The sequence below is a fragment of the Massilia sp. Root133 genome, from assembly GCF_001426525.1.
GTDB classification, from domain to species: Bacteria; Pseudomonadota; Gammaproteobacteria; order Burkholderiales; family Burkholderiaceae_D; genus Telluria; species Telluria orientalis.
Window position 1 is genome coordinate 571,432 of record NZ_LMEW01000031.1, and the last position, 24,913, is coordinate 596,344.

25 protein-coding genes are annotated in these 24,913 nt (G+C 67.1%); 16 read left to right on the plus strand and 9 right to left on the minus strand.

The genetic code is table 11. The features are described 5' to 3' along the window. The first annotated feature begins 226 nt into the window (after positions 1-226). The 3 genes from ASD28_RS20545 (at position 227) to ASD28_RS20555 (ending at position 4,042) form a co-directional block, all read left to right on the plus strand. Positions 227-1,075, plus strand: a complete 849-nt coding sequence (locus ASD28_RS20545; protein ID WP_056132368.1) for an alpha/beta fold hydrolase — start codon at positions 227-229, stop codon at positions 1,073-1,075. A 31-nt stretch (positions 1,076-1,106) separates the two neighbouring features. Continuing rightward, positions 1,107-1,958, plus strand: coding sequence for a helix-turn-helix domain-containing protein (locus tag ASD28_RS20550; protein ID WP_056132370.1), 852 nt, complete (start codon positions 1,107-1,109; stop codon positions 1,956-1,958). A 179-nt stretch (positions 1,959-2,137) separates the two neighbouring features. Then, a complete protein-coding gene (locus ASD28_RS20555; protein WP_056132374.1) occupies positions 2,138-4,042 on the plus strand; it encodes a PAS domain-containing sensor histidine kinase in 1,905 nt (634 codons plus the stop codon). On the opposite strand, the gene ASD28_RS20560 is transcribed toward ASD28_RS20555, so the two are convergent. Both ASD28_RS20560 and ASD28_RS20565 read right to left on the minus strand, forming a co-directional pair. Beyond that, positions 4,043-5,239, minus strand: a complete 1,197-nt coding sequence (locus tag ASD28_RS20560; protein WP_056132378.1) for a triacylglycerol lipase — start codon at positions 5,237-5,239, stop codon at positions 4,043-4,045. It abuts the gene before it with no gap. A 160-nt stretch (positions 5,240-5,399) separates the two neighbouring features. Beyond that, positions 5,400-6,644, minus strand: coding sequence for a dienelactone hydrolase family protein (locus ASD28_RS20565; RefSeq protein WP_056132381.1), 1,245 nt, complete (start codon positions 6,642-6,644; stop codon positions 5,400-5,402). A 204-nt stretch (positions 6,645-6,848) separates the two neighbouring features. Here ASD28_RS20565 and ASD28_RS20570 point away from each other — a divergent pair, with 204 nt between their 5' ends. From ASD28_RS20570 to ASD28_RS20600, 7 genes are all read left to right on the plus strand, one after another. Then, positions 6,849-7,286 (plus strand): MarR family winged helix-turn-helix transcriptional regulator, encoded by a 438-nt coding sequence (locus ASD28_RS20570; RefSeq protein ID WP_056132385.1) that lies wholly within the window; start codon positions 6,849-6,851, stop codon positions 7,284-7,286. Then, positions 7,283-9,019: an MFS transporter gene (locus ASD28_RS20575; protein ID WP_082577642.1), complete on the plus strand. Its 1,737-nt coding sequence runs from the start codon at positions 7,283-7,285 to the stop codon at positions 9,017-9,019. The genes ASD28_RS20570 and ASD28_RS20575 overlap by 4 nt, the downstream gene beginning before the upstream one ends. Before the next feature lie 13 nt (positions 9,020-9,032). After that, a complete protein-coding gene (locus ASD28_RS20580) occupies positions 9,033-10,112 on the plus strand; it encodes an HlyD family secretion protein (protein WP_056132388.1) in 1,080 nt (359 codons plus the stop codon). Beyond that, the gene (locus tag ASD28_RS20585; protein WP_056132391.1) at positions 10,109-11,479 is read left to right on the plus strand and encodes an efflux transporter outer membrane subunit; all 1,371 of its coding nucleotides are present in this window, start codon (positions 10,109-10,111) and stop codon (positions 11,477-11,479) included. Before ASD28_RS20580 ends, ASD28_RS20585 begins: the two co-directional genes overlap by 4 nt. Positions 11,480-11,500: 21 nt before the next feature. Then, positions 11,501-12,115, plus strand: a complete 615-nt coding sequence (locus tag ASD28_RS20590) for an NADPH-dependent FMN reductase (RefSeq protein WP_056132394.1) — start codon at positions 11,501-11,503, stop codon at positions 12,113-12,115. 31 nt (positions 12,116-12,146) lie between these two features. Beyond that, entirely contained in the window at positions 12,147-12,752 is a 606-nt protein-coding gene (locus ASD28_RS20595) for a tRNA-uridine aminocarboxypropyltransferase (RefSeq protein WP_056132397.1), read from the plus strand. A gap of 99 nt (positions 12,753-12,851) precedes the next feature. Then, on the plus strand, positions 12,852-14,003 hold the full coding sequence (locus ASD28_RS20600; RefSeq protein WP_056132578.1) for a PA0069 family radical SAM protein: 1,152 nt from the start codon (positions 12,852-12,854) through the stop codon (positions 14,001-14,003). On the opposite strand, the gene ASD28_RS20605 is transcribed toward ASD28_RS20600, so the two are convergent. Then, positions 14,000-14,554 carry a GNAT family N-acetyltransferase gene (locus ASD28_RS20605; protein ID WP_056132400.1) on the minus strand — a complete coding sequence of 185 codons (555 nt, stop codon included), beginning with the start codon at positions 14,552-14,554 and terminating at the stop codon, positions 14,000-14,002. The genes ASD28_RS20600 and ASD28_RS20605 overlap by 4 nt on opposite strands. Positions 14,555-14,639: 85 nt before the next feature. Between ASD28_RS20605 and ASD28_RS20610 the strand changes: the two genes are divergently transcribed. Beyond that, positions 14,640-15,185: an AAA family ATPase gene (locus tag ASD28_RS20610; RefSeq protein ID WP_056132403.1), complete on the plus strand. Its 546-nt coding sequence runs from the start codon at positions 14,640-14,642 to the stop codon at positions 15,183-15,185. Here ASD28_RS20610 and ASD28_RS20615 read toward each other — a convergent pair. Next, positions 15,182-16,516 carry a deoxyguanosinetriphosphate triphosphohydrolase gene (locus ASD28_RS20615; RefSeq protein ID WP_056132405.1) on the minus strand — a complete coding sequence of 445 codons (1,335 nt, stop codon included), beginning with the start codon at positions 16,514-16,516 and terminating at the stop codon, positions 15,182-15,184. The genes ASD28_RS20610 and ASD28_RS20615 overlap by 4 nt on opposite strands. Before the next feature lie 116 nt (positions 16,517-16,632). Between ASD28_RS20615 and ASD28_RS20620 the strand changes: the two genes are divergently transcribed. Continuing rightward, a complete protein-coding gene (locus ASD28_RS20620) occupies positions 16,633-17,325 on the plus strand; it encodes a PadR family transcriptional regulator (protein ID WP_082579175.1) in 693 nt (230 codons plus the stop codon). Between the two features lie 3 nt (positions 17,326-17,328). On the opposite strand, the gene ASD28_RS20625 is transcribed toward ASD28_RS20620, so the two are convergent. Then, positions 17,329-18,498, minus strand: coding sequence for an acyltransferase (locus tag ASD28_RS20625; protein ID WP_056132407.1), 1,170 nt, complete (start codon positions 18,496-18,498; stop codon positions 17,329-17,331). A 128-nt stretch (positions 18,499-18,626) separates the two neighbouring features. Here ASD28_RS20625 and ASD28_RS20630 point away from each other — a divergent pair, with 128 nt between their 5' ends. Further along, on the plus strand, positions 18,627-19,196 hold the full coding sequence (locus tag ASD28_RS20630) for an RNA 2'-phosphotransferase (protein WP_200949053.1): 570 nt from the start codon (positions 18,627-18,629) through the stop codon (positions 19,194-19,196). 8 nt (positions 19,197-19,204) lie between these two features. On the opposite strand, the gene ASD28_RS33115 is transcribed toward ASD28_RS20630, so the two are convergent. The 3 genes from ASD28_RS33115 to ASD28_RS20645 all read right to left on the minus strand — a co-directional run bounded on the left by ASD28_RS33115 (position 19,205) and on the right by ASD28_RS20645 (position 21,450). After that, the gene (locus ASD28_RS33115) at positions 19,205-19,741 is read right to left on the minus strand and encodes an ankyrin repeat domain-containing protein (protein ID WP_056132410.1); all 537 of its coding nucleotides are present in this window, start codon (positions 19,739-19,741) and stop codon (positions 19,205-19,207) included. Between the two features lie 81 nt (positions 19,742-19,822). Then, positions 19,823-20,395 (minus strand): gamma-glutamylcyclotransferase, encoded by a 573-nt coding sequence (locus ASD28_RS20640; protein ID WP_056132412.1) that lies wholly within the window; start codon positions 20,393-20,395, stop codon positions 19,823-19,825. A 56-nt stretch (positions 20,396-20,451) separates the two neighbouring features. After that, the gene (locus tag ASD28_RS20645; protein ID WP_056132415.1) at positions 20,452-21,450 is read right to left on the minus strand and encodes a LysR family transcriptional regulator; all 999 of its coding nucleotides are present in this window, start codon (positions 21,448-21,450) and stop codon (positions 20,452-20,454) included. 95 nt (positions 21,451-21,545) lie between these two features. Between ASD28_RS20645 and ASD28_RS20650 the strand changes: the two genes are divergently transcribed. Next, on the plus strand, positions 21,546-22,571 hold the full coding sequence (locus ASD28_RS20650) for a fumarylacetoacetate hydrolase family protein (protein WP_056132418.1): 1,026 nt from the start codon (positions 21,546-21,548) through the stop codon (positions 22,569-22,571). Beyond that, positions 22,568-23,212 (plus strand): maleylacetoacetate isomerase, encoded by a 645-nt coding sequence (maiA, locus tag ASD28_RS20655; RefSeq protein WP_056132422.1) that lies wholly within the window; start codon positions 22,568-22,570, stop codon positions 23,210-23,212. The genes ASD28_RS20650 and maiA overlap by 4 nt, the downstream gene beginning before the upstream one ends. A 31-nt stretch (positions 23,213-23,243) precedes the next feature. Here maiA and ASD28_RS20660 read toward each other — a convergent pair whose 3' ends face one another. Next, positions 23,244-23,702, minus strand: a complete 459-nt coding sequence (locus ASD28_RS20660; RefSeq protein WP_056132425.1) for a CBS domain-containing protein — start codon at positions 23,700-23,702, stop codon at positions 23,244-23,246. Positions 23,703-23,855: 153 nt separating this feature from the next. Here ASD28_RS20660 and ASD28_RS20665 point away from each other — a divergent pair, with 153 nt between their 5' ends. Then, on the plus strand, positions 23,856-24,617 hold the full coding sequence (locus ASD28_RS20665) for a uracil-DNA glycosylase (protein WP_056132428.1): 762 nt from the start codon (positions 23,856-23,858) through the stop codon (positions 24,615-24,617). Positions 24,618-24,913: the final 296 nt, after the last annotated feature.

Genomic DNA, 24,913 nt, shown 5'->3' on the forward strand with positions numbered 1-24,913 from the left:
GTTGCAAGTGCAGCATTTTACAATGAAAAGCTGAATGCCGATTCGGCATTCCTACCATGCAATCTCGTCGATCCGCGCGAATCCGGCGAATTGCGCGGTGTATTGATGGGCTTGTCGCTGTAGAAATGGGAAATTCGACGACAGCCGTCATTACCTGGGAGGTAATCGCCGCGCTGCACGCCGCCCGGCACACTGGCTCCAACGTCAACCACCGAAGGAGACCATCATGACCCTGCAGCGACACACCCGCGCCTACACCGCCGCCCCGAACACCATCATCGCCGGCGACGTCAACCTGTACTACCGCGACTGGGGCCGCGGCCGCCCCGTGCTGTTCGCGGCCGGCTGGTCGATGTGCTCGGATTCCTGGGGCTACCAGATGATGGCGTTGTGCCGGCAGGGCCTGCGCTGCATCGCCTTCGACCGGCGCGGCCACGGCCGCTCGTCCGACCCGGGCGGCGGCTACGACCTCGACACGCTCGCCGACGACATCGCGGCCGTCATCGAAGCCCTCGACCTGCGCGACGTCGTGCTGGTCGGGCATTCGATGGGCTGCAACGAGATCGTCCGCTACCTCACGCGCCACGGCAGCGCGCGGGTGACGCGGGTCGCGCTGCTCGGGCCGATGACGCCGGGCATCACACTGTCCGCATCGAATCCGCACGGGGTCGATCCCGCGCTGCTGCAACAGTTCCGCAGCACGCAGCTGCTGCACGACTTCCCGCGCTGGATCGAGGAGAACGTCGAGCCGTTCGTGCCCGGCGCCGGCCCGCGCATGCGCGACTGGCTTGCGCAGATGGCCCTGCAATGCTCGCTCCAGGCGCTGCACGATTGCCACCTCTGCGTGGAGGCGTCAAGCATGGAGGCGGAGCTGGAAGCCGTCGACGTGCCCGTGCTCCTGATTGCCGGTGCACTCGACGTCTCCGCGCCGCTGGAGCTGACCGCGCGCCGCACCGCCGCCCTCGTGCCGGACTGCCGCCTCGTCGTCTACGAAGACGCGGCGCACGGCATGTTCCTCACGCACGTGGAGCAGGTCAATGGCGAGTTGCTTGAGTTCATCCGTGCGGAGGTCTAAATTGACGCTTTTACATCAACAGGGGATCGCAATGCAGGATGGACACGCGGACGCGCGCGGCGACGGCTACTTCAGCGACTTCGGCTCGGCGCTGCGCTACTGGCGCACGCGGCGCGGCTACAGCCAGTTGCGTCTGGCAGTGGATGGCGGCGTCTCGCAGCGGCACCTGAGCTTCCTGGAGAGCGGACGGGCGCAGCCGAGCCGCGACCTGGTCCTGAAACTCGGCATCGTGCTCGACGTGCCGTTGCGCCAGAGAAACGCGATGCTGCTCGCCGCCGGCTTCGCGCCCGCCTACCAGGAGCGCAACCTGTCCGACCCGGAACTGTCGTCCGTGATGCAGGCGCTCGACTTCATGCTGCGCCAGCAGGCGCCGTTTCCCGCCCTCGTCGTGGACCGGCTGTGGAACCTCGTGATGTTCAACGAGCCCGCCGCCGGCTTCATGAAGTGGCTGCTGGGCCTGCCTTCCGATGCGGCCATCCCGCGCGACGGCTCCATCAACGTGCTGCGCCTGATGCTCGACCCGAACGGGCTGCGGCCGCGCCTCGTCAACTGGGAGGCCGTGTGCGCGGACAGCCTGTCGTGGATCCAGCGCGAAGCGATGGCGGACGGGCCGGGCAGCGAGGCGACGGCGCTGCTGGCCGAACTGTCCGCGTTGCCCGGGATGGCGGCACTGTCCGACGGCCACGTGCCGAACCTCGACCGGCGCGCGCTGCCGTTCCTGCCGCTGACGATCGCTCACCAGGGTGTGGAACTGAACCTGTTTACAACGATCACGACGCTCGGCACGCCGCACGACGTCACCGTGCACGAGTTGCGGCTGGAATCGTTTTTCCCGGCCGACGGTCCGACGGCGGCATGGTTCCGCGAAAATTTTGCGGTGTAATAACACTCATCAATTCCGGTGATTTTTGGTGAAGATGCATCGTCCATGCAGGTTTTTGGTCCAGTAAAATCCTGAAATTGACAATGTGAAATTCGTTAATCGCAACGCGCGCAAGGCTTTTTTCTCCGGTGTATGATGACCCGGTTTTGACCCTATTCGAGCGCATTCAGCCGCAGTAAATGAACGACCTGTCACCTACGCAATCCTGGCCCGACGAGCGGCGCTACCAGTACCTGATCTCCGGGATCAGCGACTATGCCATCTACATGCTCGATCCGAACGGTTACGTCAGCAGCTGGAATGCCGGCGCGAACCGGTTCAAGGGCTATGTTGCGCAGGAGATCCTGGGCGAGCACTTCTCGCGCTTCTACACACCGGAGGACCGCGAAGCGGGGAAGCCGGCACGGGCGCTGTCGATCGCGCTCGCGGAGGGCAAGTACGAGGCCGAGGGCTGGCGCGTGCGCAAGGACGGCTCGCGGTTCTGGGCGCACGTGGTGATCGATCCGATCTACAACGAGGAGGGCGTCCTGCTCGGCTTCGCGAAGGTGACGCGCGACGTCACCGAGCGCAAGCGCGCCGAGGATGCGCTGCGCGAAAGCGAGCAGCGCTTCCGCCTGCTCGTGAACGGCGTCACCGACTATGCGCTGTTCATGCTGTCGCCGGAAGGCACCGTCACCAACTGGAACCCGGGCGCCGAGCGCATCAAGGGCTATAGCCAGGAAGAGATCGTCGGCAGCCATTTCTCGCGCTTCTATACGCCGGAAGACCAGGCCGCGGGCATCCCGAAGCGCGCGCTGGACACGGCCGCGGCGGCGGGCCGCTACGAGTCCGAGGGCTGGCGCGTGCGCAAGGACGGCTCGCGGTTCTGGGCCCATGCCGTGCTCGACGCCATCCGCGGCGACGACGGCGAACTGCTCGGCTTCGCCAAGATCACGCGCGACCTGACGGAAAAGAAGAAGGCCGACGAGGCGCTGGAAAAGGCCAGCATCGCGTTGTACCAGGCGCAGAAGATGGAATCCATCGGCCAGCTCACGGGCGGCGTCGCGCACGATTTCAACAACCTGTTGTCGGTGCTGTCCAGCGGCCTCGAGGTGCTGAACCTGCAACGGGGCGAGGGCGATGCGCGCACGCTGGAATCGATGCGGCGCGCGATCGACCGCGGCGCGCGCCTGACGCAGCAACTGCTCGCGTTCGCGCGCCAGCAGCCGCTGCAGGCGGAAACGCGCAACCTCAATGCCGTCATCCGCGGCTTCGAGACCGTGCTGCGCCGCGCCGGCAATCCGTCCATCGATTTCGTGATCGACCTCGATCGCAAGGCCCACAATGCGCTGATCGACAGCGCCCGCTTCGAGTCGGCGCTGCTGAATCTCGTCGTCAACGCGCGCGACGCGATGCCGGAGGGCGGCCGCCTCGTCATCGCGACGGGCAATATCGTGGCGGACGGCCAGCATCCGGCCGGCCTCGCGCCGGGCGACTACGTGCGTGTGACCGTCAGCGACACGGGCACCGGCATGCCGCCGGACGTCGTGGCGCGCGCCTTCGAACCCTTCTTCACGACGAAGGAAGTGGGCAAGGGCACGGGCCTGGGCCTGTCGCAGGTCTACGGCTTCATCAAGCAGTCGGGCGGCGAGGTTGCCATCGACAGCAAGCCGGGCGAAGGCACGACGATCGCGATCTACCTGCCGGCCGTCGTCAATCCCGCCGAGGAGGCACAGGCCGAGCACACGGAGCGCGTCCTCATCGTCGAGGACGAGCCGGACCTGATGGACGTGGCCGCGTCGCTGTTCACGAGCATGGGCTACGAGGTCGTCACGGCCGCCAGCGGGCAGGAAGCGATCGACTTGATGGAACAGCGCGACATCGACATCCTGTTCACCGACGTCGTGATGCCCAATGGCATGAACGGCATCGAGCTGGCCACCTATACGCGCGAGCATTTTCCGACTACCAAGATCATGCTCGCGTCCGGCTATCCGCTGCCGGCCCTCAAGCAGCGGCATGGCGTCGATCTCAACGAGTTCGCGTTCGTCAACAAGCCGTATCGGCTGTCGGACCTGGCGCGGACCTTGCGGTCTGCGATGTGATTACAACCCGAAGATGATGTCGCTGATCCGCTCGTAGATCGGGTCGGCCGACGGCCCGTTGTTCGGCCAGTTCAAGATATCGAAATGGTCGTAGCCGCGGTAATTGCCGAGGAAATTCCACGTCCCCTTGACGGCCTTGCCGTCGTAGTCGCGCACCGGATGGCCGCTCGGCGCGCGCATGCTCACCGTGTTGACCACGCCATCGTTCGGAAACCATGCGCTGTCGATGCGCACGCGGCCCGGCGCGTTCTGTGTGTACGAGCCCATGCCCGGCTGGGCCAGCGAGCCGACGATCCATTCGCCGGCGAACAGCTTGAAGTACGGGATCATGTCCGCGCGCGGATACTGGAACTGGACGTTCTGCACGGGCGCGAGCACGCGGTCCGTGCCGTTGCAGCACCAGGCGCCGGCTTCCGTCGCCAGCGTCCCCACCGAAAAATAATAGGCCGATGGTGACGTCAGCGCCCAGCGGTTGAATTCGCGCGCGCCGTCCGGCGCCAGTTCCCAGTGGGCCAGTTCGTTGTCGAGGATGTCGCGCAAGGGGCTGCGCAGGTTCGGCAGCACGTCCAGCACGGCATCGCGCAGGGTGGTGCCGTCGTGCGGCGCGGAGATCGTCACGACGCTCCTGATCCAGCCCACCTTGCCGCCTTTGTACAGATCGCCGCCGCCCTCGTCGCCGTCGGGCGAGCCGTGTTCCAGCAACTGGATCAGGGCGCGGATCGTCGTGCCGCCCTGGCTGTGGCCGATCATGTGGACCGGGTGCGCGGCATCCCATTGCGGGTAGAACGCGAGCGGGTAGTTGTCCGGATTGTTGGCCGGATCCGCGGCCCAGCATTTGCCGGCCGGCTTCTGTGCCTGGCCGGGATAGCCATAGCGCGCCACGTGGTGGGCGCCGTAGTCGACGCAGCCGCCCTTGACCTGGGCGTACAGCTCGGCGGCGCGGTCCCAGTTCGACGCGATCGCGCCCACCTGCGCGGTGAAGACGGTATGCGGGCCGTGGTAGACGGTCAGGTGCGCGGCGATGTTGCCGTAGCCGCCCCAGTACAGGAAGCTGCCGAGCGGATGCGATTCCGGCCCGAAGCCGAGGACGCCGTGCACGAGCACGACGGGATCGTTGTTGGTGGCGCGCGCGGAGGTGCCCAGCAAGGCGGCAAGCGCCAGCAGCGCGCAGGCGCAGGACTTCGTCAGTCGCAACATGTGACTCTCCATTGGACGTGGCGAGCCCATTGTCGGTTTGATATGCGGCACGGAGTTTGCGCTGCCTCGACCGGGACGACGAAACGGCTGCTGCAATGCAACAAAATGGCGTCGGTGTGGCTTGTGCGCACTATACCGCCGCACATTGTGCAACGCGAGGTCAGTTCGCCGCCGTCATGCCCGCCGCATTGCCCACCGCGCCATCGCCCGGCGTGGACGGGGCCGGCGTATTGGATGCCGTGACGGCCGCCTTCTCGGCCAGGTCCGGATTCCAGACGACGTGCTCGTCCACCGAATACAGGCGGCATGGCTTGTCGCTCTTGGCCGAGCAGGTGGCCAGGGCGCGGGCTTCCGGATCCTCGCCTTCCTCGGCCCAGCACCAGGCGCCGCTGGGCGACACGGCGAACGCGCGCGGCGTCATCTTGGTCAGATATTCGCGGTAGGCGCGCTTGCCGTTCTCGGACAGGAACGGCACGGCCTCGATGTCCTCGATACCGGCGAAGTTCGTCGCCTGCGGCTGCGGCGGTTCCGGCACCTTGTAGACGACCTTGGTCGGCATGCCGATCTGCTGCAGGAAGTTCATCGTGTCGGCCAGCCATACCTTTTGGCCGTCGCGGCTGGCCAGCATTCCATGCGAATCTCGCTTGAACGGGGCGTACTCGACGAGCTGGGCGCGGCCGCCGGCCTGTTCGAAAGCGTCGTGCATGCGCGCCACGAGTTCCGGCGAGAACAGCGAATCATTCTGGCCGTACATCCACAGGCTCGGCAGCTTGTTCTGCGACCCGTACTCGGCGAAGGCCGACACGAGGGCCGAGCGCCAGCCGCAGCCGTTGCTGTCGTCGCGCAGGCCGCCCGCGAAGTTGATCAGGCCGCGCACGCCCGGCAGGTCCTCGGTGCCGAGCGCCATCGTCGCGAGGCCGCCGTACGACTGGCCGGCGACGACGATATGGTCCGTGTCGATCCATTTCTGCGCACGCGCGTATTCGAGGGTGTCCTTGATGTCCTCGGCCTGGGTATAGCCGTTGGCCGTCATGTCGCAGCCATGGTCGTGGTAATAGCCCGTCGAGTTGGCGAAGCCCTGGCGCATCGGCACCATCACGGCATAGCCGCGTGCCACGAACGCGTGGGCCATGTGGTAGAAGCGGTCGCGCGGCTGCAGGTTCGGGTGACCCGGATCCTTGCCGTGGTTGATGATGATGAGCGGGAAGGGCCCCGGGCCGTTCGGCTGGAACACGGTCGTCTCCAGGCGGGCCTGATGGTCCTGGCCGGCCGGGATCAGGACGATGTGCTCGTTGATCCGATAGTCGAGCTGAAGCTCTTGTTCGATGGCGAGACCCGGCAGCAGGGCCAGGGCGGCAATGAAGGCGGACGTCAGTTTGCGAACGGAAGGGCGGACTTTAAGCATGGAAGACTCTGCGACGACACCGGGTTTGCACTTTTCCCCGAGAACTGATTGCCTCGCGGAATGAATTGATTCTAAGCACGGTGATTTCTCAGAGCAATGTCCAATTAACCAAATCTCGAACTAAATCTTCACGTGTGGCCACATTTGCCATAACAGGCAGATAATCTGGATGGCCAACGATTGGGATGCCCATGTTTAACTGACATGAATACCGACGACCCCGACGACCGTTTTCTGCAAGCGTTACAAGGCAGCGCGCGCGCCTGGCGCCTCGCGCTCGAACGCCACCTGAAGGCGAACGGCCTGACGATGGCCGGCTGGAACGCACTGACGGCCGTGGCCGACAGCCCCGAACCGCCGTCGCAGCGGGAACTGGCGCGCCGGCTCGGCGTGGACGGCGCCACGCTCGTGACGACCCTCGACCGCCTCGTCGCGGGCGGCCTCGTGCGGCGCGGTTCGGCGCCGGGCGACCGCCGCGTCAAGCGCATCGCGCTCACGCCGCAGGGCGAGGCGGTGGCGGACCACGTCCACGCGGAAGCGGCCGCGCTGCGGCGCCTGACCGTCGCGCGGCTGGACGCCAGCGCCATGGCCGCGGCGGCGGCCGTGCTGGAAGACCTGCAGCGGCTGCTGGAGAACCCATGAGCGACGCCGATTACGCGCCGCGCCAGTGGCATCCCGACGAGCGCCCCACGCTGCCGGGCGGACCATCGTTTCCGAAGCACTCGATGCCGCGCCGCATCGCCTACTTCCTGATCGGCACGCTCGTGACCATCACGGGCGGCCTCGGTAACGCACTCGTCACCGTCAACCTCGTGAACCTGCAGGGCACGCTGGGCGTGTTCGCGGCCGAAGTCAACTGGCTGCCGACGGCCTACGTGATGACCAATGTGTCGATGAATCTGTTGCTGGTGAAATTCCGCCAGCAATTCGGCCTGCGCGCGTTCACCGAATTCTTCCTCGTGCTGTATGCCCTGATCACGTTCGCGCACCTGTTCGTCAACGACCTGGGCTCCGCGATCGCCGTGCGCGCGGCCCACGGCATGGCGGGCGCGGCCCTGTCGACGCTGGGCCTGTACTACAGCCTGCAGGCTTTTAAAAAGGAATGGCGGCCGCGGGGCATCGTGATCTCGACCGGCATCGCGCAGCTGGCCCAGCCGATCGCCTACATCTTTTCCAGGAGCCTGCTGCAGATCGCGGAATGGCGCGGCCTGTATCTGTTCGAGCTCGGGCTCACGCTGGTCACGCTGGCCGCCGTGCTGTGGCTGAAACTGCCGCCGGGCGACCGCTTCAGGGCGTTCCGGCCGGCGGATTTCCTCACGTTCTCGCTGTTCGCGCCCGGCATGGCGCTGCTGTGCGCGGCGCTCACGTTCGGCCGCGTGCTGTGGTGGACGGAGAACGCGTGGGTGGGGATCGCGCTGGCCGTGTCCATCGTGCTGCTGCTGGCCGCGATCTGCGTCGAGCACAACCGCGACAATCCGCTGCTGAACATCCGCTGGCTGACCAACGGGATGATCCTGCGCCTGTCCATCGCGCTGATGCTCGTGCGCGTCGTGCTGTCCGAGCAGAGCGTGGGCGCGGTCGGCTTCCTGCGCCTCGTGGGCCTGAACAACGACGAGATGCAGACGCTGTTCATCGTCATCCTGCTCGCGACGATCCTCGGCATCGTCGTCTCCGTGCTGGTCACCCGGCCGCCGCACCTGATGGCGCCGCAGGTGGTGGCGCTGTTGATCATGGCGCTGGGCGCATGGATCGATTCGAACGCGACCAACGCCACGCGGCCCGCCCAGATGTACGTGAGCCAGGGCCTGCTGGCGTTCGGCGGCGTGATGTTCCTCGGGCCGTTGCTGCTTACGCTGCTCGGGTCCGTGATCGCCAACCCCGCGAACCTGATCAGCTTTTCCGTGCTGTTCGGCCTGACGCAGAACCTGGGCGGACTGATCGGCTCGTCGCTGCTGGGCACGTTCCAGGTGATGCGCGAAAAATACCACTCGTCCGTGCTGGCCGAGCAACTGAGTTCGCTCGATCCGCTCGTCGCCGCGCGCATCCAGCAGTACGGGGCGGCGTACGCGCGCCAGCTGGCGGATCCCGCCGCGCGCACGCGCCAGGGCATCTCCGTGCTGACGCAGACGGCCGCGCGGGAAGCGAACATCCTCGCCTACAACGACGTGTTCCTGTTGATTTCCATCATCGCCACCCTGCTGGCCGCGTGGATCTTCGGCCGCTCGCTGTGGCTGAAGTACGTAGCGCCGCCACCGCCGGCGCCGGTGCCGGTGCCGGCACCGCCCGACCCAACCGATTCGCCGATCGCCGTCCCGTCCGGCGACCGCCGCACGGCGCCGCGTCCGCCCCAGCCGACGCCGGCCGTCCCAACCTGAACCGAGCCCGACCATGCCGGAAACGACCACAACCCAACAAACATCGAACCGCCGCGTCATCGTGAGCGGCCTGCTGTTCGCGTTCATCGCCCTGATCGGCGTCCTGATCGTGCTGTATGCCTGGAACCTGCCGCCGTTCCACAGCGCGCTGCAGACGACGGAGAACGCGCTCGTGCGGGGCCAGGTGACGATCATCAGTCCGCAACTGTCCGGTTACATCGTCGAAGTGGACGTGCAGGATTACCAGGTGGTCCACCAGGGCCAGCTGCTGATGCGCATCGACGACCGCATCTACCAGCAGAGACTGGACCAGGCCAAGGCCCAGCTGGCGACGACACGCGCGGCACTCGCGAACTTCGCGCAAAGCCGCGGCACGGCCAGCGCCACCATCCAGCAGAACCAGGCCGCGGTCGCCAACGCGGCCGCCCAGGCGCAGCGCGCGAATGCCGACCTGAGACGTGTGGAAGAACTGGCGGCCGACGGTTCGCTGTCCGCGCGCGAACGCGACGCCGCCCGCGCTACCCGCGCGCAGACCGTCGCCGCGGCCGAGCAGGCGCGGGCGGCCCTCGAGATCTCGCGCCAGAACCTGCGCACCGTCGACGTCAACCGTGCGTCGCTGGAGGCGGCCGTCGCGAATGCGGAGGCGGCCGTGCGGCTGGCCGAGATCGATTTGTCCAATACCCGCATCACGGCGCCGCGCGACGGCCAGTTGGGGCAGGTGAGCGTACGCCTCGGCGCGTTCGTCAACGCGGGCGCGCAGCTGACGGCGCTCGTGCCGCAGACGATGTGGGTCGTCGCCAACATGAAGGAGACGCAGATGGCCGATGTCCGGCTGGGCCAGCCCGTTACGTTCACCGTCGACGCGCTCAACCACGCCAGGCTGCGCGGCCACGTCGAGCAGATTTCGCCGGCGACCGGGTCCGAGTTTTCCGTGATCGTGCCGGACAATGCGACGGGTAACTTCGTCAAGATCGCCCAGCGGATTCCGGTCCGCATCAGCATCGACCCGAACCAGGCACTGGCGGCGCGGCTACGGCCCGGGATGTCGGTGGTGGCGAGCATCGACACGAAAGCGAAAGGACAGGCCCGATGAAGCGCCGCCTGATGCTGGGCGCCTGCGCCGCGCTGCTGGCCGGCTGCCGCATCCCCGTGCAGCCGCCGCCGCAGACGACCTTGAGCGTGCCGCCCGCGTGGCGGGGCCAGGCCGGGCCGGGTGCGTCCGTCGAGCGGGACTGGTGGCGCGCGTTCGCCGATCCCGCGCTGGACCGTCTCGTCGCGCAGGCGCTGGAACGCAACAACGACGTGCGCACGGCGCAGGCGCGGCTGCAGGAATACCGGGCGCGTGTCCAGGTGGCGCGCGCGGTCGAGGCGCCGACCTTGTCCGTCGGCTTCACGCCCACGCGGGCGCGCGTGATCGGGCCGTTCGGCACGCCGATCGATACGACGTCGATGCAGGGCGCGTTCCAGGCCGCCTACGAGCTCGATCCGTTCGGCCGCACGGCCAGCCTGACGGAAGCGTCGCGGTTGGACTACGCCGCGCAGCAGGCGGCAGCGGAGGCGACGGCGCTGTCGGTCGCGGCGAACACGGCGTCCGGCTACCTGAACCTGCGCGGCCTCGACGCCCAGCTGGAACTCGCGCGCGCCACCCTGGCGTCGCGCCAGCGCTCGCTGGACCTGGCGCGGCGCCAGTTCGAGGTCGGCTACAGCTCGCGCCTGGAATTGTCGCAGGCCGAGGCCGAGTACCGCGCCACGGCCGCCGTCGTGCCGCAGCTGGAGCGGGCGATCGCGCAGCAGGAAAATGCCCTCGACATCCTCGCCGGCGCCAATCCCGGCCCGGTCGGACGGGGCACCGCACTGGTTCGCCTGAATGCGCCCGCGATCCAGCCCGGGCTGCCGTCCGAACTGCTGCGCCGGCGGCCCGACATCGCATCGGCCGAACGCGCGCTCGCCGCGGCCGACGCGAGCCTCGCGGCCGCGCGCGACCAGATGCTGCCGTCGTTGCGCCTGACGGCGTCGCTGGGCGCGTACGCGAACGATTTGCCGACGTTGCTGTCATCCCCGACGAGGCTGTGGAGCGTGGGCGGCAGCGTGCTGGCGCCGCTGTTCGACGCGGGCCGGCTGCGCGCCCAGGCCGAGATCAGCGCCTCGCTGCGCGACCGCGCCGTGTTCGCGTACGAAGCCGCGGTGCGTAATGCGTTCGCCGACACGGAGAATGCCCTGGCGGCCGTGCAGCGCCTGCGCGAGCAGCTGGACGAGGTCGAGGCGCGCCGCGTGGCTACGAGCGAAGTTCTGCGCATTGCCCACAACCGCTACCGCAACGGCTATTCGTCGTACCTGGAAGAGCTGGACGCCCAGCGCAACGCGTTCGCCGCGGAGAACGCCGCGCTGCAGCTGCGCGCCGCCTGGCTGCAGGCGCACGTCGACCTGTACCGCGCGCTGGGCGGGGGCTGGCATCAATAACGACACCATGGAGGAGGGAACATGATCAAGATCGGGATCATCGTCGGGAGCACCCGGCCGGGCCGCAAGGCGCTGGACGTGGCGCGCTGGGTGCTGGACATCGCGGGCATGCGCGCCGACGCCGTGTTCGAGCTGGTCGACATCCAGGATTTCAACCTGCCGCTGCTGGACGAGCCGGTGCCGCCGTCGCAGGGCCGGTATTCGCAGCCGCATACGCAGGCCTGGGCCGCCGCCATCGCCGGCTTCGACGGCTACGTGTTCGTCACGCCCGAGTACAACCACGGCACATCCGGCGCGCTGAAGAACGCCATCGATTTCCTGTACAAGGAATGGAACAACAAGGCCGCCGGTTTCGTCGGCTACGGCAGCGCGGGCGGCTCGCGCGCCATCGAGAGCCTGCGCCTCGTGATGGGCGAGCTGATGGTGGCCGACGTGCGCGCGCAGGTGATGCTGTCGCTGCGCACCGACTTCGAGCATGGCACGAAGTTCAATCCGGCCGAGCATCACGAGCAGTCCGTGGATGCCATGCTGGACCAGGTGGTGGCGTGGAGCCGGGCGCTCAGGACGTTGCGGCCGGATGCGCCCATCACGTCGGCCGACGCGCCGCATACGGGTCAGCGCATGGGTAGCCAGTGACGGCATGGCGGCGGCGTTACAATCGCCGTCCATGACCGCTTTATCCTCTTCCACAAGGCGCGCGACGTGCGCCGCCTGCCTGCGCGCGCAGAGCGCCTGCATCTGCCACTGGGTGCGGCCGCTGTCCAGCCGCGTCGACCTGTTGATCCTGCAACATCCGCTCGAGGTGCGCAACGCCAAGAACAGTGCGCGGCTGCTGCATCTGTGCTTGCCCGGGAGCCGCCTCGAAGTGGGCGAGACGTTCCCTGATCTGCAGGCGCTGTTGTACGCGGATGGGCGCGTGCCCGTGCTGCTATATCCCGAAACGCCCGGCTTCGCGGCGACCGTGCTTGAACCGGCGCCGCCGGAGCGGCTGCGGCTCGTCGTGCTGGACGCCACCTGGCGCAAGAGCCTCAAGATGCTCCACGTAAATCCCGAACTGCAGCGTCTGCCACGCCTGGCGCTGCACGACGTGCCGGCGTCGGCTTATCGGATTCGCAAGGCGCATGCGCCACACCAGTTGTCGACGCTGGAAGCCGCAGCGCTGGCACTTGGCCAAATGGAAAGCGACGCCGACGCATACCGGCCTCTACTGCAGGCGTTTGACGGTTTTGTGCAACAACAAGCTGCTCTTTTTTTGTGCTTGAACCCATCCTGACATCGGCGTACTATACTGTATAAACATACAGTACTTAAGGAGCGCCGTGTGAATCGGGTCAACAAAGCAAACGCAAGTCGGGCGGTCAGCCAGGTGGTGTTGCCGTTCCCGCAAAAGTCCGCCGAGGTCGTGCCCATCCACGGTCCGATCAAAGGTCGTGGCGCCGTCACCAATATGCAAGGCCGGTACGAAGTGAACGGCCGCGAGCGGTTCGACGACGGCTGGACCGTGCCTGGCGTAAAGGACGAGGCACCGGCGCCCCTCAAGACGACCGTCACGGACGAGATCGCCAAATCGATCCTCAGCCGCAACACGTCGCCGGATATCCCGTTCAGCGTGTCGCTGAACCCGTACCGCGGCTGCGAGCACGGCTGCATCTACTGCTTCGCACGGCCCACACACGCCTACCTGGGCCTGTCGCCGGGTCTCGATTTCGAAAGCCGTTTGTACGCCAAGGTGAACGCGGCCGACCTGCTGCGGCGCGAGCTGGCGCGGCCGGGCTACGTCCCGGAAAACATCGCCATCGGCGTGAACACGGACGCCTATCAACCGTGCGAACGCGAACGCCGCCTCACGCGCGAGGTGCTGGAAGTGCTGGGCGAATGCAACCACCCGTACGGCCTGATCACGAAGTCGTCGCTGATCGAGCGCGACATCGACCTGATCGCGCCGATGGCCGAGAAGGGCCTTGCCTGCGCGGCGATTACCCTGACGACCCTGGACGGCGAAATCTCGCGCACGCTCGAACCGCGCGCGGCCGCGCCGGCCCGCCGCCTGCGCGCGATCCGCACCCTGACGGAAGCCGGGATCCCCGTCAGCGTGAGCGTCGCGCCGATCATCCCGTTCATCACGGAACCGGAAATCGAGCGCATCCTGGAGGCCGCGAAGGACGCCGGCGCCGTCGGCGCGCACTACACGGTGCTGCGCATGCCGTGGGAAGTGAACCCGCTGTTCCAGCAATGGCTGCACGCCCACTTCCCGGACCGCGCCCAGCGCGTGATGAACCGCATCCGCGACATGCGCGGCGGCAAGGACTACGACAGCGACTTCAGCAAACGCATGACGGGCGAGGGCATCTGGGCCGACCTGATTCGCCAGCGCTTCACGAAGGCCATCAAGCGCCTGGGCCTGGATGGCTATATGGGACGTTTCCACAAGCTGGACGGCTCGCAGTTCAAGCGGCCGCTCGTGGTGCCGAAGACGATCGTCAAGCCGACCAGCGCGGCGGCGGCGCAGATGGATCTGTTTTAAACGTTCGCCGTCGTGTCCGACGGCGTCAGCGACAGCACGTGCGCCGCGACGGGGCGCCCGTGCAGGTTGAGGCGGTTGCGCGCGAGGCATTCATGCACCGCCCCGGCCTTGCGGGCAACGCCGAGGCTAGCCTGGTTGCCGTCCGCGACGACGATTTCGACCCGCGCCTGGCCCAGGTGCTCGAACGCATGACGCGACAGCGCCCGGATGGCCGCCAGAGCCGCACCCTGTCCCTGGGCCGAGGTACGCACCCAGTAGCCGAGGTTACAGAAGCCGTGCAGGCGATTGAACTGGTTGAGGCCTGCCGCGCCGACGTAGTGCCGGCCGTCCGGCCCGAAAATGCCGAACTCGTGCGCGCTGCCATCGGCATGCGCGGCAGCGCAGAACGCGATCCACGCCAGCGCATCGGCATCGTCGTAGGCGGCTTGGGCCCAGGGCATCCACGGGCCGAGGCTCGCCATCGATTCGCGGACCGCGGCCGCCATCGCCGGCGCGTCGTCCGGGACGAGGGGACGCAGGAGGAAACCGTCGGCGTGGATGGGCTGTGTCATGTCAGCATGATAACCGGTCAGTTGTAGGGATGCAGGCTCTCGGCTACGATTGCGTTCTTTATATCGGCGGATCGGCAGGCGGGATATGGTGGAGCAGGGCAGTACGGTGCAGCGCGTCGTGTTCGTGGGCGCGGAATCGACGGGGAAGTCGACGTTGTCCGAGCACCTGGCACGTGCCTACGACACGGTCGCGGTGCCCGAGATCGGCCGCTTCGTCTGGGAAGAAAAACAGGGCAAGCTGGGGCCGGACGACTACGTCGAGATCGCCGTCAGGCACCGCGCCGCCGAGGACGTGGCGATGGCGCAGGCGCGGCGCTGGCTGTTCGTCGACACGAATGCGCTGACGACACTGCTGCTGGGCATCGAGTTCCGCCAGGTCGGCGATCCGCCGCCGGCCGAGCTGCTGCGCTGCGCCGGCGAATGCCGCGCGCGCTATGCCCACACGTTCGTCTGCGCGGACGATATCCCGTACGAGGAACAGGACGTGCGCGAGAACGAGGCGTGGCGCGGGCGCGTCCAGCGACTCGTGCTGAAGGATCTCGACGCCCGCCGCATCCCGTACACCGTCGTGCACGGCAGCGTGGAAGAGCGGGCACGCCAGGTGCGCCGGGTGCTCGACGGCGTCGTTTAGACGATCGTGCCCGGCAATTCGATACCGTGCAGGCGCCGGAACAGCTTCAGCGCGAAGCCGTCCGTCATGCCGGAAATATAGTCGGTCGCGCCGAGCAGGCGCGCGTACGGCGTCGTACCGCGGCTGAATTGCTGCGGGATGATTTGCGCGATCTTGCGGTCGGCCGCCGACCGCTCCGCTTCCGGCTTGACGAGCGCCGGCACGATCTTGCCCAGCAGCCCGCCGAGGATCTCGAAGCCGGCCGCTTCGATCTGCAGCACGGAAGGCGTCGCATAGATGCGCTCGCGCGACAGCGTCGCGATCGCCTTCAGCTCGGGCGCGAAGCGCGATGCGCCGGCGAGGTCTTGCTCGAAGCGGCCGTTCATGATCGCGTCGTAATGCTCGCGGAACACATCCAGCGCGGCGCCGATGAGATGGCCGATGGCGCGGGCACGCAGGTATTCCACGCGGCCCGTGTCGTCCGCGAGCTGGCGGTAGGACGGACTCTCGGCCGCGCCGCCCGGGAAGGCGAGGGGCCACAGCAGTTGCCGCGCCTCGTCGAAGGACACGCGGCCCAGACGGTGACCGTCTTCCAGGTCGACGATGCCGTAGCAGATGTCATCCGCCGCTTCCATCACGAAGGCGAGCGGATGGCGCGTCCAGGCGCCCGGGGCCTTGCGCACGAGTCCGACCTGGGTAGCGACCCGTTCGGCCGTTGCCGCGTCGTCCGCGAAGTAGCCGAATTTCTTTTCGCTGATCCTGTCCCTGGCCGACGGCAGGTCGGACGCGCGCGGGTATTTCATGAACGCCGCGAGCACGGCATAGGTGAGCTGGAAGCCGCCATGGTCGACGGCATTCTGCAGGCGCGTGACGAGGCGGAAGCCCTGGGCATTCCCTTCGAAGCGCAGGAAATCCTGGCGTTCGCGCTCGGTGAGGTCGGCCAGCCAGCGTTCCTCGTGCTCGGCGAACCATGACTGGATCGCAGCTTCACCCGAGTGGCCGAACGGCGGGTTGCCGATGTCGTGGGCGAGGCAGGCGGCGGCCACGATGCTGCCGAAGTCCTGCGGCGCCATCGACAACGCGGGTTCGCGCTCCTTGATGAATTCGCCGCACAGCATGCCCAGCGAGCGGCCCACCGACGACACTTCGATGCTGTGCGTGAGGCGCGTGCGTACGTAATCGCTGTCCGACAGCGGGAACACCTGCGTCTTGTCCTGCAGGCGCCGGAACGCGCTCGAATACACGAGCCGGTCCCAGTCGCGCATGTATTCGGTACGGCTGCCGCCGTCGCCCCGGTCATCCTCGCGGCCCAGGCGCATCGTCGACACCAGGCAGTCCCATTCCATCGACATCAATCTCTCCATAAATTATCAGGCGGCCCAGTGTAGCGCGCTCGCGTCAATAAATGGTTGACAGTATCAACTTGGTTGTATATCTTACGATGTATCTTACGATATAAGGGGCGATCATGCCACACCACCATCCACATCATCATCATCACCATCATCATCATCACCATCACCTTCATCACGACCACGGACACGCAGGGTTCGCGCCGCACCACAGGCATGGTCCCGGCGGTCCCGGCGGCCACCATGGCCGGGGCCGCGGTCCGGGCGGCTTTGGCTTTTCCGACGACGGCGGGCTGCCGCGCGGACGCAAGCTGTCGTCGGACGACCTGCAATTGCTGCTGCTGGCCCTTATCGCCGAACAGCCGAGCCATGGCTACGAGCTCATCCGGGCATTGGAAGCCCGCTCGGGCGGCTTCTACGTACCGAGCCCCGGCATGATGTATCCGGCGCTCGCCGCGATCGAAGACCTGGGCTGGGTAACCATCGAGCTCGAAGGCACGCGCAAGCGTTATGCGTTGTCCGACGACGGCCGCGCCCATCTGGACGCGAACCGCGAACACGTCGACATGCTGCTCGCCCGGCTGCAGGAGGCCGCGCGCAAGATGGAATTGATGCGCAGCGCGCTCGCCGAAGGAGAAGAGGGGCCGGGCGGACGCGGTGCGTTCAGCGCCGAGTTGCACGACGCGCGCCACGCACTCAAGCGGGCACTGGCCTCGCGGGCGGGCGCGTCCGCCGAGGAGCAGCAGCGCATCGCCGCCGTCCTGGCGCGCGCCGCCGCCGAGATCGAGCAGGGCGGCGCAGCCGGCTGAAGCTCAGCCCGCGAGTGCGCCGGGCAGCCGGCGGGCCATGCCTCGACGCATTCGCAGTCCCGGACGCTCGACCGCCACGTACAGCAGCGCCGCCACGGCCAGCGACGCCCCGTTGTACAGCACGAACGCGGTGAACGGTGCGTTGGCCGCCACATCGCCCGCCACGCCGTCGAGCCACGCAACCACCTGGCGATGCGTCAGGTACAGGCTGAACGCGAGTCGGGCGAGCACTCGGATGCCCGGCAGCGCCCGGCATCCGAGCGGCGTACGCGGACTCAGTGCACCGAGCAGTAGGCAGGCGCAGCCGAGGGCCACGAGCGGATAGAGAAAAACGGCACCGCCACGGCCAAGCACATCGACCCGCGTGGCCGCGACAAGCAGCGCCAGGCCCGCGCCGAGTAGCACCCATCCGTGCGACAGCACGCGCGTCCACCAGGCTGGACGGAACGCGCGCAAGGCAGCCAGCAGGACACCGGCCAGCAACCCGTCGACCCGCGTCCATGTCGGGCTGTAGATCCTGCCGACGTAGCCCGCGACCGCGCGCGCTGCGTCTCCGCCCGGCGCGAGATGCGGCGCGATCGCATGCCGCCATTCCCAGTCGCGCAACAGCATCCCGGCACCGAACAGCAGGGCGGCACCGGCGCTTGTCGCGAGCACGCCCGGCATCCGTCCGCGACGCGCCAGCAGCCATGCAGCCAGCGGGAACAGCAGGTAGAAATGCTCCTCGACGCACAGCGACCAGGCGTGTGAATACGCCCGCTGCGTGAGGTGGACGGGCAAGACGTTCATGGTGAAGGTGAGGAATTGCCAGGCGGGCGGCATCGTCCCGGCCTCGCGCCATGCCGGCAGCGCGAGATACAGCGCCAGCACCGCAAGGTAGGCCGGCAGGATGCGCCACGCCCGGCCCGCGACGAAGCCCGCCCAGTCCGGCGTGCGGCCGGCCGCCAGGTCGCGCAGCACGGGCCACCCGATCAGGTAGCCGCTGAGCACGAAGAACAGGTCGACACCCATCCAGCCATGCCGCCCGGGGCCCGAGACGTCGATGCCGTGGCTGGACAGGTGGTACAACATGACGACGCCGATGGCGCTGGCGCGCAGCAGATCGAGGCCGGGCGCGCGGGGCGACGGCGAAGGCGACGGCGAAGGCGAAGTCGGAACGGGTGATGGATGCATGGCGCGCAAGTCTACCCGAGCGCAAGGCGTCAAGACTCGGCAATCATCACCGCGTCTCGGCGAGTGCGTTGGCGGTCGCGACCCGCCTGTCGTATGCTGGCGCCGATTCCATTTCTCCTGTTCACATCATGTCCCGCGATACGATCGTCGACACCAGCAAACTACTGAGCTACGTGCTGCGCCATCGCCCGGACAGCATCGGCCTTCAGCTCGATACCAACGGCTGGGCCGATGTCGACGCGCTGCTGCAGCGTCTGGCGGAACATGGCAAGCCGGTCGCGCGCGAACTGCTCGACCGCGTCGTCGCGAACAACGACAAGCAGCGTTTCGCGTTCGATGCCACCCGTACCCGCATCCGCGCCAGCCAGGGACACTCGATCCAGGTCGACCTGGCCCTGCAGCCGGCGCAACCGCCGGACGTGCTGTACCACGGCACGGCGAGCCGCTTCCTGAAGTCGATCCTCGCGTCGGGCCTGCGCGCCGGCAACCGCCAGCACGTGCATCTGTCGGGCGACGTCGGCACCGCTCGCCGCGTCGGTGCACGCTACGGCTTTCCCGTCATCCTGCGCGTCGACACGGCCCGCATGCGCGCGGATGGCGCCGTGTTCTACCGCTCGGACAACGGCGTCTGGCTGACTGGTCCCGTGGCGCCGCGCTACCTGCGCGTGCTGGATGGGAACAGTCGCAACGGCGATTGAGAAGCGGCTCAGCGCTCGTCGGTCGCGGCAGCCAGCAGTTCGGCCGTGTCGCCCGCACCCATCCTGCGCGCCGCGTCGAGGATCGCATTGCCGTCCGCGTCCGGGCGGAACGGGTCGGCGCCGCGCGCCAGCAGCAGGCGGACGATGTCCCCGCGGTTGAACATGGCGGCGAACATCAGCGCCGTCTTGCCGTTCGGGCCCGCGTGGTCGACCGCCGCGCCGTGGTCCAGCAGCAGGGTCGCGATCGCCAGGTCCCCCTTGAAGGCGGCGCCGGCCAGCGGAGTCTGGCCGGCGTCGTTCATGAGTTCCGGATCGGCGCCATGCTCCAGCAGTACCCGGGCCGCGTCCGCATGGCCGTGGTAGCAGGCCAGCATCAGGAGGCTGTCGCCGCGTTCGTTGCGCAGGTTGGGCGGCAGGCCCTGGCCCAGCAGCGTCGCGAGTTCGGCGGCCTCGCCGGTGCGCGCGAAGTGGAAGACCTTGCGCACGAAGGCCAGCGTGTCTTCGTCGAGTTCGCTGGCCGATGGCGGATGAGGCGGTGGTTGCATCGTGGTCTCCTGTGCGTGAAAGCTCGACAGGATTAGAACATAAAGCCGCCGCGCGCACGGCAGCGCCGGATTCGCGCGATATCAAACCCGGCGCTGGAACTCTTCCAGGTGCCGTTCGATCTCAAACACATGCGGGTCGGGCTTGCCGAGTGCGCGCAGGGCCTTGGCCAGTTCCAGCAGGTATTCGCTGTTCGGTCCGCTCGGGCCGCGCGCGGTGGCGATTTGTAGCGCAATGTCGCGCTCACTCGCCGGACCGAGGTACGCGGCGTTTTCGTGCGTGGCGATGTAGACGAGGCCTTCGGTGGCGCTCCCATCCTCGAAGCGGATGTCGGTCGCCAGGCGCAGGTAGCCGTTCTTCTCGCGGTAGTCGAGGTGCGCGAATTCCTCGGGCGTGACGAGGTAGGCCATGCCGTGGCACGTCGCGTCCGGGTCCGGCACCAGGGTCACGACCCGGCCCGGCGCCGTCTCGGTGCCGCGGTGGTCGTGCGAGCCTTGCCAGAAGCGCCGCGTCCATCCCGTGATGCTCGCGGGGCGCCGTTCGATGTAGGGGAAGTCGGCCTTGAAGATGAGGGAGCCGTAGCCGAACAGCCAGACGCTGGCGTGGTTGTCGAACCTGCCCATGCGCTGGTTGATCGCGATGGTGTTATGGGACATCGATGAAAGGAGGTTGCGTGGAGGAAGCTGCATTCTAGCGCGGCCGTTCGGCGGCGTCAGGCGCGTGGCCGCAATGCGCCCGCGGGATTGTGGGCCGCGCCGACCCAGTCGAACAGGAACGCGATGAAGGCGGCCGCGGCCGGCGACAGCGACCGCTGTTCGCGTGTGTAGACGAAGAAGCGGCGCGTCAGCACGGGCGCGTCGAGCGGCAGCATGCGCAGGCCGTGCAGGCGCACGAGCGGCGCGGCGTAAGGCATGCAGACGGTGACGCCGAGGCCGGATGCCACCATGGCCAGCGCGGTGGTCATGTACGTGACTTCGTGGGCCGGCCGCAGCGTCGGCTCGTGCAGCGTGCCCGTGCTGCCGGCTGTCGATTCGGCGGCGCCGCCGTTGCCGCTGCCGTTGCCGCTGCCGCTGCTGCGGCCACGGCCCATGTCCGCCAGCAGCCGCTCCGTGAACTGGCCGCGCAGGGTGATCAGCGGATGCGTGGCCAGGTCGCTCCAGCCGAGCCGGCGGCGCTTCGCCAGCGCATGATCGGTCGGCAGCACCGCTTCGAACGGCATCTCCATCAGCTCGCGTGCTTCCAGCTGCGGGGCGTTGTCGCGTTCGGGGCCGATGCCGAAGTCCGTCTCGCCGGACAGCACGCGCGTCGTGACGGCCTCGACCGGCGAATCGGACAGGCTGATGCGGATGTCCGGGTAGCGCGTGCGCCACGCGGCGATCACCTGCGGGAGCAGGGTGCAGGCCATCAACTGGGGCACGGCCACGCGCACGATGCCCTTCCTGAGTTGCGCCTGGTCCGCAATGTTCGCAAGCGCACGGTCGAGATCGTCGATCATCTGGCTGAATAGGGGGTACAGCTCGTTCCCTGTTTCGGTCAAGGCGATACGCCGCGTGCTGCGGTCGACGACGCGGACGCCGAGCGTCTGTTCCAGCTCCTTGATCAAACCGGACAAGGCCGATTGTGTAACGTGCATGTACTGTGCGGCAAGCGTAAAGTTACCGGTCTTCGCCAGGGCAACAAGGGCGCGCATCTGGCGCAGGGTAGGATTCATCAGAAAATCCGATAAATAGGACGGAAAATATTGTTTGTATGATAGTCCGTTTTAATTTTTAATGGCGGAAACACTTAATCGTTGAAGGAAACGCCATGAAACTCGCTACCCTGAAGTCGGGCGGCCGCGACGGTACGCTCGTCGTCGTCAGCCGGGACCTGGTCACGTGCCAAGCCGTCCCCAGGATCGCCCGCACCCTGCAGCAGGCGCTGGACGACTGGGACCATGTCGCGCCGACGCTGCGCCAAGTCTATGAGCAACTGAATGCCGGCAAGGCCACCGAGGCGGAATCCTTCATCGAGGAAGCATGCGCGTCGCCGCTGCCGCGTGCCTACCAGTGGGCCGACGGCTCCGCCTACATCAACCATGTGGAACTCGTGCGCAAGGCGCGCGGCGTGCAGGTGCCGCCGTCGTTCTATACCGATCCGCTGATGTACCAGGGCGGTTCGGATTCCTTCGTCGGCCCGTGCGATCCGATCGCCGTGCTGTCCGAGGAGTGGGGCGTCGACCTTGAGGCGGAAGTCGCGGTCGTGACCGGCGACGTGCCGATGGGGGCCAACGTGGAGCAGGCGGCCCGGGCCATCCGCCTCGTCATGCTGGTCAACGACGTCTCCCTGCGCAATCTGATACCGAAAGAGCTGGAAAAAGGCTTCGGCTTCTTCCAGTCCAAGCCGGCCAGTGCGTTCTCCCCGGTGGCCGTGACACCGGACGAGCTCGGCGATGCCTGGCGCGACAGCAAGCTGCACCTTCCGCTGCTAGTGACGTTGAACGACGAGCCGTTCGGCCGTCCCAACGCGGGCGACGACATGACGTTCAGCTTCGCGCAACTGGTCGCGCACGCCGCGAAGACGCGTGAGCTGGCAGCCGGTTCCATCATCGGCTCGGGCACGGTGTCGAACAAGCAGGGCAGCCTGCATGGATCGAGCATCGCCAACGGCGGCGTGGGCTATTGCTGCCTGGCGGAGCTGCGTATGTACGAGACGATCGAACAGGGCGCGCCCGGCACGCCTTTCCTGCGCTTCGGCGATACTGTCCGTATCGAGATGCTCGATGCCGACGGCGCCAGCGTGTTCGGCGCCATCGCCCAGGAGGTAGCACACTATCACGGGAGGAAGGAATGAAGCTCTATACCTATTTCCGCAGTTCGGCCGCATACCGGGTGCGTATCGCGCTCAACCTGAAGGGGCTGAAGTACGACGCGGTCCCGGTGCACCTTTTGCGTGGCGGCGGTGAGCAGCTGCAAGAGAACTACGTCAAGATGAATCCCAGCGGTCTCGTCCCCACCTTCCAGGACGACTACATCACGCTCACGCAGTCGATGGCCATCCTCGAATACCTCGAGGATGAATACCCGCAAGTCCCGCTGCTGCCGAAGGATGCTTCCGGTCGCGCGCGCGTGCGCGAGCTCGCGCAGATTATTGCCTGCGACATCCATCCTGTAAACAATCTGCGCGTGCTCCGCTACCTCGTCAAGGACCTCGGCCTGTCGGAAGAGATCAAGACGCAGTGGTACCGCCACTGGCTCGTGGGCGGCCTCGAGGTGCTGGAGAAGCATCTGGCGCGCGACCCGAGCGCGGGCCCGCTGTGCCACGGCTACCTGCCGACGATCGCCGACTGCTTCCTCGTGCCCCAGGTGTTCAATGCGCAGCGCCACGGCATCGACATTACTGTCTATCCGAACATCGCGCGCATCAATGCCGCGTGCGTCGAACTGCCCGCCTTCGTGGCGGCGCATCCGTCCAACCAGCCGGACGCCGAGTAAAGCGACCGGCAGATTGACGACGCGGCGCTGCTCAGTGCCGCGTCTGCGAGCCGAAAGTCGAGCGATCCGGCTCGGCCGGCGTCGAGATCTCTTCCAGCGTGTGATCGATGCCGGCCGAATGCTTGGCCGCCATGTCGCCAAGGGAAACGATGCCGATCACTTCCTGCGATTGCTCGTCGACGACGGGTACGCGGCGGATCTGCACGTCGCCCATCTGGCCCAGCACCTCGTCCACCGTCTGGTTCGGCGCGCAGGTGCGCACGTCGGTGCTCATCACGTCGCCCACGCGTGTCTGGCCCGGCGCCTGGCCGGCCGCCGTCGAGCGGACCGTGATGTCGCGGTCGGTGATCATGCCGACGAGCTTCTGGCCGTCCAGCACGGGGATCGAGCCCACATTCAATTCATCCATCATCTGCGCGGCGCGCTGCACGGTGTCCTGCGGCGAAATGCTTTGCACGTCGCGGGTCATCACATCCTGAATGGTCTGCATTTGAACTTCCTCCTGATGTTCACACGGCGATGCATGATGCACGCTTTCGCGAAGATCGGACGCTACGTTGACTCGCGGAACAGTCCGTGAATACGGGGCTTGTGCGAAGCCGGCTCGGCTACAATCTGCGGCTCTTTGACTCGCAACGACACCATGCCTATTCCCGCGCCCATCCTCGAAGCCTTGCAGCGCGCCGACGCCTCGTGGCGCCCCCATCTGGTCACCGGTCTCGACGCGATGATGCGCGCGACGCCGGACTACCTGCCGGACCTCGCCAGCGATCAATACCTGCCGACCGGCGGCCGCCTGTTCGCGGCGTTCGCATTGCCGCTGCCCGACGTGCGCTACGTGCTCGTGGGGGAGGGCCCGTATCCGCGCGAGGAGAGCGCGACCGGCGTGTGCTTCATGGACGGTGCCGTCGGACCATTGTGGTCGGAGACAGGCCTGTCGAAGCCCGTCAACCGCGCGACGTCGCTGCGCAACTTCATGAAGATGCTGCTCGTGGCCGAGGGCCGGCTGAGCGAGGACGACACGGGCGGCGCGGCATTGGCCCCGGTCGCGAAAGCGGCGCAAACGGATGGCTCGATCCAGACCCTGGCCGAGCTGCAGGACAACCTGCTTGGCCACGGGTTCCTGTTATTGAACGCTGCCCTCGTGTTCCGCAAGCACGTGCCCCCGGTCCAGGAAGCGCGTGCGTGGGTACCGTTCCAGCGCGCCGTGTTTGCCGCGCTGGCGGAACGGGCCGACAAGCCGACGCTGGTCCTGTGGGGCAAGATCGCGGAGCAATTGAACAAGGTGCCGGAGACGGCCGGCCTGCCGCAGATCCACGCCGAGCACCCGTACAACCTGTCGTTCATCCGCCACGAAGGGATGCAGAAACTGTTCGGGCCGATGCATTTGCTGCACCGCCGTTAAATTCGGGGTCAGAGCACATTTTTGCGCAATTGATCCAATGCTGTTCGACCGGCTGAGGGCAGGAGGGGGGCGGCAACGATCTCCAGGCAGCTGCCATGCCGTCCGCTGACCGAAGCGCCAATGCCCGGCGCGAAACTTGGCAGGAAGCCATTGCCAAAAAAAGGGCTCTGACCCTGACCCTTCCCCTCAAATTTTCACAACCTGCACCAAATTGATCAGTGTAAGTAGGGCGAGCTGGAAGGCGTGGTGATCCAACTGAGGTCGTACGCAATCGGTCAAATAATGACGTGCCAGGG

Excerpts from the sequence above, each read along its gene's own strand:
- ASD28_RS20545 (WP_056132368.1), top strand. The coding sequence starts at position 227 with ATGACCCTGCAGCGACACACCCGCGCCTACACCGCCGCCCCGAACACC.
- ASD28_RS20550 (WP_056132370.1), top strand. The coding sequence starts at position 1,107 with ATGCAGGATGGACACGCGGACGCGCGCGGCGACGGCTACTTCAGCGAC.
- ASD28_RS20555 (WP_056132374.1), top strand. The coding sequence starts at position 2,138 with ATGAACGACCTGTCACCTACGCAATCCTGGCCCGACGAGCGGCGCTAC.
- ASD28_RS20560 (WP_056132378.1), bottom strand. The coding sequence starts at position 5,239 with ATGTTGCGACTGACGAAGTCCTGCGCCTGCGCGCTGCTGGCGCTTGCC.
- ASD28_RS20565 (WP_056132381.1), bottom strand. The coding sequence starts at position 6,644 with ATGCTTAAAGTCCGCCCTTCCGTTCGCAAACTGACGTCCGCCTTCATT.
- ASD28_RS20570 (WP_056132385.1), top strand. The coding sequence starts at position 6,849 with ATGAATACCGACGACCCCGACGACCGTTTTCTGCAAGCGTTACAAGGC.
- ASD28_RS20575 (WP_082577642.1), top strand. The coding sequence starts at position 7,283 with ATGAGCGACGCCGATTACGCGCCGCGCCAGTGGCATCCCGACGAGCGC.
- ASD28_RS20580 (WP_056132388.1), top strand. The coding sequence starts at position 9,033 with ATGCCGGAAACGACCACAACCCAACAAACATCGAACCGCCGCGTCATC.
- ASD28_RS20585 (WP_056132391.1), top strand. The coding sequence starts at position 10,109 with ATGAAGCGCCGCCTGATGCTGGGCGCCTGCGCCGCGCTGCTGGCCGGC.
- ASD28_RS20590 (WP_056132394.1), top strand. The coding sequence starts at position 11,501 with ATGATCAAGATCGGGATCATCGTCGGGAGCACCCGGCCGGGCCGCAAG.
- ASD28_RS20595 (WP_056132397.1), top strand. The coding sequence starts at position 12,147 with ATGACCGCTTTATCCTCTTCCACAAGGCGCGCGACGTGCGCCGCCTGC.
- ASD28_RS20605 (WP_056132400.1), bottom strand. The coding sequence starts at position 14,554 with ATGACACAGCCCATCCACGCCGACGGTTTCCTCCTGCGTCCCCTCGTC.
- ASD28_RS20610 (WP_056132403.1), top strand. The coding sequence starts at position 14,640 with ATGGTGGAGCAGGGCAGTACGGTGCAGCGCGTCGTGTTCGTGGGCGCG.
- ASD28_RS20615 (WP_056132405.1), bottom strand. The coding sequence starts at position 16,516 with ATGTCGATGGAATGGGACTGCCTGGTGTCGACGATGCGCCTGGGCCGC.
- ASD28_RS20620 (WP_082579175.1), top strand. The coding sequence starts at position 16,633 with ATGCCACACCACCATCCACATCATCATCATCACCATCATCATCATCAC.
- ASD28_RS20625 (WP_056132407.1), bottom strand. The coding sequence starts at position 18,498 with ATGCATCCATCACCCGTTCCGACTTCGCCTTCGCCGTCGCCTTCGCCG.
- ASD28_RS20630 (WP_200949053.1), top strand. The coding sequence starts at position 18,627 with ATGTCCCGCGATACGATCGTCGACACCAGCAAACTACTGAGCTACGTG.
- ASD28_RS33115 (WP_056132410.1), bottom strand. The coding sequence starts at position 19,741 with ATGCAACCACCGCCTCATCCGCCATCGGCCAGCGAACTCGACGAAGAC.
- ASD28_RS20640 (WP_056132412.1), bottom strand. The coding sequence starts at position 20,395 with ATGTCCCATAACACCATCGCGATCAACCAGCGCATGGGCAGGTTCGAC.
- ASD28_RS20645 (WP_056132415.1), bottom strand. The coding sequence starts at position 21,450 with ATGAATCCTACCCTGCGCCAGATGCGCGCCCTTGTTGCCCTGGCGAAG.
- ASD28_RS20650 (WP_056132418.1), top strand. The coding sequence starts at position 21,546 with ATGAAACTCGCTACCCTGAAGTCGGGCGGCCGCGACGGTACGCTCGTC.
- maiA (WP_056132422.1), top strand. The coding sequence starts at position 22,568 with ATGAAGCTCTATACCTATTTCCGCAGTTCGGCCGCATACCGGGTGCGT.
- ASD28_RS20660 (WP_056132425.1), bottom strand. The coding sequence starts at position 23,702 with ATGCAGACCATTCAGGATGTGATGACCCGCGACGTGCAAAGCATTTCG.
- ASD28_RS20665 (WP_056132428.1), top strand. The coding sequence starts at position 23,856 with ATGCCTATTCCCGCGCCCATCCTCGAAGCCTTGCAGCGCGCCGACGCC.